Annotated in this window: 9 protein-coding genes; all 9 read left to right on the top strand. The window is 41.6% G+C overall.

Going from position 1 to position 10,795, the window contains the following annotated elements; genetic code table 11:
- Positions 1 to 248 precede the first annotated feature (248 nt).
- The 9 genes from CBF29_RS13415 to lysS all read left to right on the top strand — a co-directional run bounded on the left by CBF29_RS13415 (position 249) and on the right by lysS (position 10,448).
- Positions 249 to 1,820 carry an oligosaccharide flippase family protein gene (locus CBF29_RS13415; protein WP_126810214.1) on the top strand — a complete coding sequence of 524 codons (1,572 nt, stop codon included), beginning with the start codon at positions 249 to 251 and terminating at the stop codon, positions 1,818 to 1,820.
- A gap of 77 nt (positions 1,821 to 1,897) precedes the next feature.
- Positions 1,898 to 2,320, top strand: coding sequence for an FtsB family cell division protein (locus CBF29_RS13410; RefSeq protein ID WP_126810213.1), 423 nt, complete (start codon positions 1,898 to 1,900; stop codon positions 2,318 to 2,320).
- A gap of 45 nt (positions 2,321 to 2,365) precedes the next feature.
- Positions 2,366 to 2,797: a S1 domain-containing RNA-binding protein gene (locus CBF29_RS13405; protein ID WP_126810212.1), complete on the top strand. Its 432-nt coding sequence runs from the start codon at positions 2,366 to 2,368 to the stop codon at positions 2,795 to 2,797.
- Positions 2,798 to 2,873: 76 nt separating this feature from the next.
- Positions 2,874 to 4,295 (top strand): tRNA lysidine(34) synthetase TilS, encoded by a 1,422-nt coding sequence (gene tilS / locus CBF29_RS13400; protein ID WP_126810211.1) that lies wholly within the window; start codon positions 2,874 to 2,876, stop codon positions 4,293 to 4,295.
- Positions 4,258 to 4,800, top strand: coding sequence for a hypoxanthine phosphoribosyltransferase (gene hpt / locus CBF29_RS13395; RefSeq protein WP_126810210.1), 543 nt, complete (start codon positions 4,258 to 4,260; stop codon positions 4,798 to 4,800). The genes tilS and hpt overlap by 38 nt, the downstream gene beginning before the upstream one ends.
- Before the next feature lie 70 nt (positions 4,801 to 4,870).
- Positions 4,871 to 6,916, top strand: coding sequence for an ATP-dependent zinc metalloprotease FtsH (ftsH, locus tag CBF29_RS13390; RefSeq protein ID WP_126810209.1), 2,046 nt, complete (start codon positions 4,871 to 4,873; stop codon positions 6,914 to 6,916).
- Between the two features lie 73 nt (positions 6,917 to 6,989).
- Entirely contained in the window at positions 6,990 to 7,877 is an 888-nt protein-coding gene (hslO, locus tag CBF29_RS13385) for an Hsp33 family molecular chaperone HslO (protein WP_126810215.1), read from the top strand.
- Positions 7,878 to 7,942: 65 nt separating this feature from the next.
- A complete protein-coding gene (dusB, locus tag CBF29_RS13380) occupies positions 7,943 to 8,884 on the top strand; it encodes a tRNA dihydrouridine synthase DusB (protein ID WP_245987405.1) in 942 nt (313 codons plus the stop codon).
- 61 nt (positions 8,885 to 8,945) lie between these two features.
- Positions 8,946 to 10,448 carry a lysine--tRNA ligase gene (gene lysS, locus CBF29_RS13375; protein ID WP_126810207.1) on the top strand — a complete coding sequence of 501 codons (1,503 nt, stop codon included), beginning with the start codon at positions 8,946 to 8,948 and terminating at the stop codon, positions 10,446 to 10,448.
- Positions 10,449 to 10,795: the final 347 nt, after the last annotated feature.

Genomic DNA, 10,795 nt, shown 5'->3' with positions numbered 1-10,795 from the left:
TGCCTCCATAATGAATAAAAGTGCAAGGGATTCGGCCACCTGCCGAGAAAAGTCCTGCACTTATTATACCAAAAAAATATAACAGATACTGTTAAATCAACGAAGATATAGTAATCAGCAGGCATTATTTATGGCATCGCATTGACATTATCTTTGAACGGACTGCCCATGTTTGTTTCTAAGGTAATCGCCGAGCAGCAAACTTATGAAAAAAACGAGCAGTTTTACACCAGGTTCAAGGATATATTTTGGGTTTATCTGTGCTGCTTTTTTCGGTGTTTTTCTTCGGCTCTGATTTGCTGGCATATTTGATGGGGGATCATCAATTGGCTCCTTTGATTAAAGTTTCTGCTGGGCTGTTTTTGTTCGTTCCCGTACTTGCTGTGTATCGCGGTTTTTTCCAAGGGGAGCTGAGGCTGGAGCCGACAGCTTTTTCCCAACTCTTGGAGCAGATCGTTCGTGTGGCAGTGATTATACTTTCAGCTGTCTTGTTTCAAAAGGGCTGGCTGGGAATCTATCAGACCGGGGCGTTAGCTTCCTTTGGTGCCATATTCGGTGCCTTTGCTGCAATGATTATTTTGTTTTTTTATGGAAAATCAGAGAAAATTCACATATGCTTTAGTCCAAGGCGTGAGGGGAAGATACTCTCCTCTCATCTTTTCAAACGGTTTCTTGTTGAAGGGGGAATCATCTGCTCTTACAGTGCGCTATTGGTTCTTTTTCAGTTAGTGGACTCTTTTGTATTGAAGAATGGTTTAGTGTTCGGTGGCATGGAAGAAGTTTTAGCAAAAACAATCAAAGGAGCGTACGATCGGGGGCAGCCTTTGGCACAAGTCGGTCTTGTTATCAGTTCCGCTTTTGCCACCTCCCATTTGCCGCGACTGACATTGCTCCGAGAAAATAAGAACATCACGAGTTATCAGGCAACTTTCCAACGTTTAATGAAAGTCGTTGTAGTAATCGGCAGTGCCGCCGCTGTGGGGTTGAGCATGCTGCTGCCGGAGTTGAACCGGGGATTGTTTGGAGATGGGAAAGAAAATGTATCCATCAGTTTATTTATGGGGGTGGTCTTTCTTCTGAGTGTCATTCAAGTGCTGCAAATCATCGGGCAGACAAAACATTCCTACAAGCTGTTGCTTAGAGCTTTTTTCTACGGTCTAATCGCAAAAGTGATACTTAGTTTTCCGTTGACCTATTTGTATGGCACTGTCGGGGCAAGCGTGTCGACGTTGCTTGGTTTGACTCTGACCTATGCTGTGCTCTATCGACAACTGTACCGCAAAGAAGTTGGCAAAAAAAGTAGATATCTGTGGCAATTATTGTTTTCCTTAAGTATGATGTGTATAGGAATTCAAATGTATCGCTGGCTTTGGCGTTTGTTGATGCTTGAAAATGATTCGCGGGTCATGAGTTTATTATTTTCACTTTCAGGCGCCGTAGTAGGATTAGGTGTTTTTCTATTCTCAATAATAATCATCGGTTTGTTTGAGCAGGAAGAATGGAAAATGCTGCCCTTTGGCGAAAGATTTGCTGATTTTAAGTTAAAGAAGGTGACACAAATGAGACTGGATAAATTTTTAAAAGTATCACGTTTGATCAAGCGGCGCACTGTCGCCAAAGAGGTTGCAGATAAAGGCCGTATCACGATAAACGGGCAAGTGGCAAAATCTTCGAGTAAGGTGGCAGTAGATGACCAGCTGTCTATTTTATTCGGCAATAAAACCTTGGTAGTAAAAGTCTTGGCGTTGCATGAATCCACTAAAAAAGAAGATGCTGCAAAGATGTATGAAGTAATCGAAGAAACAAAGGCGGCAGAATGATGGAATTTAGATTAGACAAGAGCCAAGCTTGTTGTTATAATGGTTCTAAGTAATAACTGTCAGAGCGGGGTATTTAGATGGAAAATAAAACGGATCAGCAAAGAATAGACAATGTGTCAGACATAGACACTCATTATACTAAAGAACAACGCCGCAAGTTTAGTGCGATGCAAAAGAAGATAGTCTATAGAAGACGTCGCTTGGCACTGGTTTTTATTGTGGCAACTGTGATGATTTCTTTCTTGGGCGTAAATATTTTCCGTAACGTTCAACAGATGCAGCGACTAGAAAAAGAGTATACCGTTTCAGTTGTTGAACGGGATACATTACTAGAGCAAAAAGCTGCGCTCAGCGAAGAAGTAGATTTATTAAATGATGATGAATATTTGGCAAAGTTGGCCCGTCAAAAGTTTTATTATTCTCGTGACGGAGAAACGATCTATAATATTCCGAAACTAGATCAGGCGAATCAGGAAAAGGAATCTGCAGCTGATAATTAAAAAACAAATATAAAGGTAGAGAATTGAAGGAGGAACAACTTTTTTATGTCAATTGAAGTAGGCGGGAAGCTCTCTGGCAAGGTATCCGGCATCACGCATTTTGGAGCGTTTATTGATTTAGGAGAAGGTAAAACTGGATTGGTACACATTAGCGAAGTGTCCAATAGTTATGTCAAAGACATCAACGATGTACTTACAGTAGGTGATACTGTAGAAGTCAAGGTGATGAGTGTCGGTGACGACGGAAAGATCGGGTTGTCCATTAGACGCCTGCAAGAGGATACTGCGCCGAAACGTGAGGAACGCCCTCGTGCACCTCGGAAAGAATATCGCAAGCCAACCGTGCAATCTTCGCAAAAAAAGCAGAGTTTTGATGATTTAATGAGTGATTTTATGAAAGAAAGTGAAGATCGTTTATTGTCCTTGAAGCGTAACACTGAAGGAAAGCGCGGAGGACGTGGAGGACGTCGTAATTAATAAAGAAATGCTTAGGGATAAGGAGACTTATCCTTTTTTCTTTTTTACAAAGGCAACTGAAGGATGTGATTGAGGCATGTTGGAAAAATTTATACAATATACAGATCAGCGCAAATTCTGGAATAAAGATTCTAAGGTTTTGCTGGCTGTTTCAGGCGGGCTGGATTCGATGGTGTTATTGGATTTATTTAGAAAACTGCCAGAAAAGAAACGGTCTTTATTTGCGGTGGCTCATTTTAACCATCAATTACGATCAGTATCTGACTTGGAAGAAGCAGAATTAAAAGAGTTTTGCGAAAAATCGGGAATTTCTTTTTTTTCAGAAAAGTGGACGGTTAAAGAAAAAAGCCAACATAATATAGAAGCTCGAGCCCGGGAAGCCCGGTATGGTTTCTTCTTTAAACTAATGGGCACCCATGATTTCGACGTGCTAGTCACTGCTCACCATGGAGATGACCAGACCGAGACGGTTTTGATGAAGTTGATTCGCGGCTCCTTGTTGAAAAATTTAGTGGGCATCAGAGAAGTCAGCTGGCGGGAGAACCATAAAATCATCCGTCCGCTGCTGCATTTTTCCAGAGAAGACCTGGAAGGATATGCGAAAAAAGAGAATTTGCATTATTGGCAGGATGAGAGTAATTTTTCCGCTGCTTATTTGAGAAATCGCGTTCGACAACACATGCTTCCGTTCATTAAGCGAGAAAACACCAATTATTTGCATCAAGTTCACAATTTAGTCATACAATTGGATTATAATATTGAGCTTGTGGAGGAGTACATTGCACCCAAATATCAAGACATGGTTTTTCATCAAGAAGGGACAGCTATGATGAGTCTTCCTTTATTGTTAAAGGAAAGTGAGGCCGTCCGTTATCATTTGTTAGTAAAGTTTTTAGAGGAGAATTTGGTGGACAGAGGAGTGGATGTCCATTTTAATCACATCCAAACACTGATGGAGATACTAACGAAAACTGAAAGCAAAGAATTGCATCTGTCTGCTGGATGGATGATTATCAAAAGTTATGACCGATTGATTTTGACGAAAGAAACCCCTGTTGAAGTCAAAACACAGTCATTATTATTAGGTCGTCCTGTAGAAGTGGCTGACGCTCATTTTTTGGCATTAAGAAAAAAGTCAGATGATGTAGGTGCTGTAACAATACTTGACCAAATCGAGATTCCAGTTGACTGTTTGCCGGTGATTGTTCGAAGTTTTCAGGAAGGCGACCGCTTTATTCTGGATAAGTCAGGTCAAAGCAAAAAAGTGTCGCGATACTTCATCGATGAGAAAATTCCTGTCCATCTCAGAAGAAAGACACCTCTGGTCGCGGATAAAAAAGGGAATATTCTTTGGATTGTCGGTTTTAGAAAAAGTTATTTGAGTATTCCCAGCGAAACTGATAAAATACCTTACAGGCTGATTTATTACAAAACAGCAGATGTTTTGGAAGGAGAAGTAGATGTTGAAAAAAGATATCAAGGAAATTCTAGTAAATAAAGAAGAAGTCGAAGCTAAAACAAAAGAACTAGGGAAAAAGATAAATGAGGATTACCTTGGGAAGACGCCTCTAGTTGTAGGTGTGCTAAAAGGGGCAGTGCCGTTTATGGCTGACTTGGTCCGAGCCATTGACACACAATTAGAAATGGATTTCATGGATGTTTCTAGTTATGGGGAAGCGCTGGTTTCTTCAGGAGAAGTTAAAATAATCAAAGACTTAGACACCAATGTTGCAGGCAGAGATGTTTTGCTTGTTGAAGATATTGTTGATAGCGGTCAGACATTGAAGTATTTGGTAGAGTTGTTTAAATATCGTCAGGCAAATTCAGTGAAAATTGTGACTTTGTTAGATAAACCGGAAGGCAGAGTAGTAGATATTGAGCCGGATTATAGCGGATTTAAGATACCTAATGAATTTGTTGTCGGTTGCGGATTAGACTACAAAGAGAATTATCGCCACTTGCCTTTCGTAGGGGTGTTAAAACCTGAAATATACGAGGCATAATGCTAACGATTTTTCGAATTTGTGTTAAAATAAATAGAGTGATGAGTGAAAAATTAGAGGGAGGCTCTATATGAATCAGAAAAAGGGTGGCAGACCAAAAGGTTCGCTGTATTACATAATACTTTTGCTAGCAGTCGGATTGCTAGTCATGTGGTTCTTTAATGATGATAAAAATACAGGAACAGAAATCCCTTATTCCGTATTTAGCGAAAAACTGCAAGACGGAAAAATCAAAGAAATGGATATCAAACCTGGAAATGGTGCTTACATCATCAACGGCGTGTACACTGAGAAACAAAAAGTCGAAGATCAGGGAATGAGAATTCTCGGCGAAACAAATTTAGAAACGGATCGTTTTACGACAACCGTTCTATCAAACGATACATCGATCTCAGATGTCACTAAAATTGCCAAAGAGAACGGAACACAAGTAAAAATTCATGAACAAAGCAATAACGGGATGTTGTTGACTTTTCTTATGAGTGTTGTACCTTTGCTTTTCTTGGTCTTTATGGTCTATATGATGTTAGGACAGGGACAGCAAGGCGGCGGCGGTGGCCGGGGTGTGATGAACTTCGGCAAATCAAAAGCGAAAGAGGCTGACAAAAAAGCAGCCAAAGTCCGCTTTTCAGATGTGGCCGGTGCTGAAGAAGAAAAACAAGAATTAGTCGAAGTTGTGGAATTCTTAAAAGATCCGCGACGTTTCGTAGAGCTTGGTGCTCGGATACCGGCAGGTGTTCTCTTGGAAGGACCTCCGGGGACTGGTAAAACGTTACTTGCAAAAGCAGTCGCAGGAGAAGCTGGCGTTCCGTTTTATTCGATTTCAGGTTCTGAATTCGTGGAAATGTTCGTCGGTGTGGGAGCCAGCCGTGTACGTGACCTGTTTGAAAATGCTAAAAAGAATGCACCGTCAATCATCTTTATCGATGAAATCGATGCAGTCGGCCGTCAACGTGGCGCCGGTATGGGTGGCGGACATGATGAACGAGAACAAACATTGAACCAGTTGCTAGTTGAGATGGATGGCTTTAGCGGCAATGAAGGTATTATTGTTATTGCGGCTACTAACCGTTCAGATGTGTTAGACCCGGCATTACTTAGACCTGGGCGTTTCGACCGCCAAATTTTAGTTGGCCGGCCGGATGTGCGTGGACGGGAAGCAATACTTAAAGTTCATGCGAAAAACAAACCTCTGGCAGCCGACGTAGATTTGAAAGTTGTTGCCCAACAGACACCAGGGTTTTCAGGCGCTGACTTGGAAAACGTCTTGAATGAGGCGGCTTTGGTGGCAGCTAGACGAAACAAGAAAAAAATTGACGCCTCAGATGTAGATGAAGCACAAGACCGTGTTATTGCTGGACCGGCTAAGAAAGACCGTGTTATCAGCAAGAAAGAACGGGACTTGGTGGCTTATCATGAGGCTGGACATACGATTGTTGGTTTAGTCTTGAGTGATGCCAGAACTGTCCATAAGGTAACAATCGTACCTCGTGGACGTGCCGGCGGTTATATGATCGCCTTGCCGAAAGAAGACCGCTTCTTGATGACCAAAGAAGAAATGTTTGAACAAATCGTTGGTCTGCTTGGCGGACGTACAGCTGAAGAAGTATTCTTCGGTGTGAAATCCACTGGGGCAAGTAACGATTTTGAACAAGCAACAGGTTTGGCACGTAGTATGGTGACAGAGTACGGGATGAGCGATCGTCTTGGAACCGTTCAGTATGAAGGGAATCATCAAGTATTTATCGGACGTGATTATGGTCAGACAAAAGCTTATTCTGAACAAATCGCCTTTGAGATTGATGAAGAGGTTCGTGATATTCTAAATCGTGCCCATAGAAAAGCACGAGAGATTATCGAAGAACATCGAGATAAGCACGAATTAATCGCCAACATGCTTTTAGAATATGAAACATTGGATGCCCGTCAAATCAAATCTTTATTTGAAACAGGTGAAATGCCTTCAAATGGAGAGGGAGAATTTCCAAGTGAAAAAGCTAGCTCCTTTGAGGAAGCTAAAAAGGCGTTAGAAAAGAAAGAAGCTCAAAAACAAGCTGAATATGTAGAGCATCATCCAGAGAATGAGCAAAACAGTACGGAAAATGATAACGAATAAGTTATGATAGGAAGTGGGTTGCGATATGCGACCCACTTTTGTTGTTAAAGAAGAAAAAGAGGGTGACGAAGAAATGAAGGATTATTTAGTCAAAGCTTTGGCTTTTAATGGAGAAATTAGAGCTTACGCAGTGGCGGCAACGGAGACGATAGCTGAGGCACAACGCCGTCATAATTCTGCCAACAGTTCAACGGCGGCTTTGGGTCGGACAATGGTCGGCAGCTTATTGCTTGGCGCCATGCTGAAAGGCGATGACCGGTTAACCGTAAAAATCAAAGGGGATGGTCCTGGCGGTACGATCATGGTAGATAGTAACGGTCAGGGCGAGGTAAAAGGATATATTGACAATCCAAATCTTAGTCTTCCTCAAAATGAACAAGGAAAAATAGATGTTCGCGGAGTTGTAGGGACAGAGGGGAGTCTTTCTGTCATTAAAGACTTGGGGATGAAAGAACCTTTTATCGGACAGGTTCCTCTAGTTTCTGGAGAAATTGCAGAAGACTTTACCTATTATTTGGCTAACTCTGAACAAGTACCATCAGCAGTAGGGCTGAGTGTTTTAGTTAACCGAGATCATTCTGTTAAAGCAGCCGGCGGATTTATGATTCAGGTAATGCCCGGTGCTGAGGAAGAGACTATTGAAGAAATAGAAAAACGCTTGGCGAAAATGACGGCAATCTCAACGTTGATTGAGCAAGGAGAAACATCTGAGGAAATTTTAGAACGTTTGTTAGGAAAAGAAAACTTGCAGATTTTGGACGAATTACCCGTTCAATTTAAGTGTGATTGTTCCAAGGAACGTTTTTCAGCAGGATTGCTTGCATTAGGGAAAGCAGAATTGACGGCAATGATTGAAGAAGATCACGGTGCTGAAACGTCTTGCCATTTTTGCGGCAATAAATATTACTTTAATGAAGAAGACTTGCAAAAGCTAATTCAAGAAATAGAAAACACTAAATAAAGGGGGCGTCAGCCTTGTGGAACATAGGGAATGTGGAAATTTCTAACCGCGTTGTGGTGGCGCCGATGGCTGGCATCAGTAACAGCGCCTTTCGCTTGACGGTAAAAGAATTCGGTGCCGGTTTAGTCGTATGTGAGATGATCAGTGATAAAGGTATCCACTTTAAAAACAAAAAAACGTTGGAGATGCTGCATATTGAAGAAGGAGAGCATCCTATAAGCATCCAGGTGTTTGGTGGCCAAAAGGAGACGCTGGTTGAAGCAGCACAATTTGTTGAAGCTAACACGTCAGCAGATATCATTGATATCAATATGGGCTGTCCAGTCAATAAAGTCATCAAAGCTGAGGCTGGGGCAAGATGGCTCCTTGATCCAGATAAAGTGTACGAGATGGTAGCTGCTGTTTCTTCGGCAGTAAAACTCCCAGTGACCGTTAAAATGCGAATCGGCTGGGATGAAGAACACCTCTTTGCAGTAGAAAATGCACTGGCGGCAGAAAAAGCCGGTGCCAGTGCCATCGCCATGCATGGAAGGACTCGAGTGCAGATGTACGAAGGTAAGGCAAACTGGGATATTTTACGTCAGGTAAATGATGCTTTAACGATTCCATTGATGGGAAATGGTGATGTTCGCACACCGGAAGATGCCAAAAGGATGTTGGAAGAAGTAGGATGTGAGGGCGTCATGATTGGTCGGGCAGCATTAGGAAATCCTTGGATGATTTATCGAACGGAACATTACTTACGCACAGGGGAACTTTTGCCTGAGCCGGGACCAAGAGAAAAAATCACTACTGCTAAAGTTCATTTTGAAAGATTAGTTCAATTAAAAGGCGCTGAATTGGCAACAAGAGAGTTTCGTCAGCATGCAGCCTACTACCTTAAAGGGATTCCCCGCTCGGCAAAAGCTAAGGTGGCAGTCAACCAGACCACAGATCCAAAGAAGATGGTCGAGATATTAGAGGACTTTGCCGAACAGGCAGAAGCGATCGCATTGAGACGAATCTGAGGAAAATCAAAAAAGGCCTTGCCTTTTTTTGATTTGGTGTGTCATTATAGAGTATGAATAAATGAGATGGAGGAGAAAAGAGTTGGCAGAGCAACAGGAAATGAATGATCAGCTGCTTGTGAGAAGAGACAAGTTGAAAAAGTTGACAGAATCTGGATTGGATCCATTTGGCGGACGCTTTGAACGCACCCACAATTCAAAAGAACTTCACGACGCATACGGAGATTTGACGAAGGAAGAAATCGCCGATAAAAATGTGGTAGCTACGATCGCTGGAAGAATGATGACCAAGCGAGGAAAAGGTAAAGTAGGGTTTGCCCATTTACAGGATCGGGAAGGTCAAATTCAAATTTACGTGAGAAAAGATGCCTTATCTGAGGAAGAATACGAGCTATTCAAACAGGCAGACTTGGGTGATTTCTTAGGTGTGACTGGTGAAGTAATGAAAACCAACATGGGTGAATTGACAGTTAAACCAGCATCACTGACGTTTCTGACGAAGGCATTGCGTCCTTTGCCGGATAAATATCACGGTTTGACAAATATCGAACAACGTTATCGTCAGAGATATCTTGATTTGATTAGCAATCGCGACAGCTTTGATAACTTCGTGACTCGAAGCAAAATTGTTTCAGAAATTCGTAATTATTTAAATCAACAGGGCTATTTAGAGGTAGAGACTCCGACGCTTCATAATCTGGCAGGCGGAGCTGCGGCTCGGCCGTTTACTACCCACCACAATGCCTTAGACATCGAATTGTATTTGCGTATTGCCTTGGAGCTTCATTTGAAACGTTTGATCGTTGGAGGAATGGAGAAAGTTTATGAAATCGGGCGTGTTTTCCGAAACGAGGGAATCGACACAACCCATAACCCGGAATTTACAATGCTCGAAGTCTATACAGCCTATGCTGATTTTAAAGATGTTATGGATTTGACGGAAGGTATTGTGACCCACGTGGCTCAAAGTGTATTAGGTACTTTGGAAGTGACTTATGGTGAACACACTATCGACTTAACGGGACCATGGAAAAGAATTCATATGGTAGATGCTGTTAAAGAGGTGACGGGAGTAGACTTTTGGCAGCAGATGACAGATGAAGAAGCACGTCAACTTGCTAAAGAACATCACGTGCAAGTGGAAGAACATATGGACTTTGGACATATCGTCAGTGAGTTTTTTGAAGAATTTGTAGAAGACCGTTTGATCCAACCTACATTTGTCTACGGACATCCTGTGTCTATTTCTCCGTTAGCGAAAAAGAATGCAGAAGATGATCGTTTTACTGATAGATTTGAATTTTTCATTGCAGGACATGAGTATGGAAATGCCTTTACTGAATTGAATGATCCAATCGATCAGCGAGAACGATTCGAAGCTCAAGTAAAAGAAAAAGAACTAGGAAACGATGAAGCCAATGATATTGACGAGGACTTTATCGAAGCTTTAGAGTATGGAATGCCTCCAACTGGCGGTTTAGGGATAGGTATTGACAGACTAGTCATGCTATTGACAGATTCCCACTCTATCCGAGATGTTTTACTGTTTCCAACGATGAGATAAACTGAATAAAATAGTTGCTTTTTGACACAAGACTTGATATAGTATTAAGAGTCCTTAGGATGATTTTGTCTTGTGTTGAAAAGCTTTTTTTTATGTAGAAAAATTGTTTGACAAACAAATGAGGCCATGATAGACTAATAAAGTTGTCTCGTAAAAAAGCGTACGAAAAAAACTTTTAAAAAAGTTAGAAAAACTAGTTGACATACTCAACTAATAATGCTAATATTTAGAAGTTGTCGCAAAAAGACAACAGACAGCCTGTCAGGTTGTCACGTAGACCTTTGAAAACTGAACAATGAATAAGACGAACCAAATGTGTAGGGGGTTTTACTTCTAGTAAAACCAAA

The sequence above is a fragment of the Vagococcus elongatus genome (assembly GCF_003987645.1).
GTDB classification, from domain to species: Bacteria; Bacillota; Bacilli; order Lactobacillales; family Vagococcaceae; genus Vagococcus_A; species Vagococcus_A elongatus.
Note: the sequence above shows the minus strand (reverse complement) of the source record. Positions and strands in the feature narration are given on the sequence as shown.